The sequence below is a fragment of the Moorena sp. SIO3B2 genome, assembly GCF_010692525.1.
GTDB lineage: Bacteria > Cyanobacteriota > Cyanobacteriia > Cyanobacteriales > Coleofasciculaceae > Moorena > Moorena producens.
Window position 1 is genome coordinate 1 of record NZ_JAAHHE010000994.1, and the last position, 1,044, is coordinate 1,044.

The window sequence follows — 1,044 nt, forward strand, 5'->3', positions numbered from 1 at the left end:
TCTTACCGTACCTGATTGATTCTAATTCGTTTGATCCGAATAGTTTTTATCCTGTTGAGCGTAGTTTCCAAGATTTGCGCTGGTTTGGTATCCATATCGGTGCCAGTTTCTGGACTATGGCTGGTTTTATTGTCCTCAACTACGGTGTTGGGACCTACTGGTTTGGGCAAGGGCTAAATCGTTGCTTCCATAACCCTAAAGCTACCCTGATTAACAAACAACAGAGTTACTGGCTGACCGCTAGCTTTCAAGCAGTGATTTTAGGATTTGCCCTCAACCCTCAATACAAGAACTGGCGTGGTTATACCCATGGCTTGGAAGAGAATTCACAGATGCTGCTGGTGTTCAACGTGGTGCTGTTTTTAGCTCTGATTGCTGCCTTGAGTCCCCATCGACAAACCTTACAAGATTGGGCGCGTTACCGACATCAGGATCGGACTTTCCGCAAAAAAGGAGGGGTGATAGCTGACTTAATCTGGGGTGACAAAAGTCCCGCTGTGGTAGCAGTGGCAATAAATTGTGCGATCGCATCTGCGATGTTGCTGACGTGGATATTACTTTGGCCTGCCAATGAGTACAAGATACCTGCCCTTTTCGCACTGTTGCTCAATAGCAGTCTGATCATGATTTACGCCACAGTTGCTCAGTTAATGCTGTTGATGAAAACACAGAAGCGAGCCGCTGGTGCAGTAATAGCGGTAGGAGGATTGATTCTCTTACCACCCATCCTGTTCTGGATTGGGTCGATGACTCTCTATGAGACTCCTGCTATATGGCTATTTTCGGTATTTCATTGGGGTATTTTGCCCTATGCTAATGGAAGTGTTTTCTTGGCCATCATTGCTCAGTCCCTAGCCCTAACGTTATTTAACGTACAGCTAGGAAGACAATTGCGACAAGCAGGAGAATCAACAACTAAAGCCTTGCTTTCTGGAAAAACAGAGAAATATCAAGCGAGAGTTAGCCACCTAATTCATTAGGTGGGCGTGGAGCGAGCCGGGATAAATCCCGGCGCTCGTGTTCAAGGTAGCTTTCCGTTTCTCC

1 pseudogene is annotated in these 1,044 nt (G+C 46.4%); it reads left to right on the top strand.

Annotation, left to right across the window (positions count from 1 at the left end):
* Positions 1–980: pseudogene (locus F6K38_RS42985) on the top strand (ABC transporter permease); the annotation flags it as partial.
* Positions 981–1,044 lie beyond the last annotated feature (64 nt).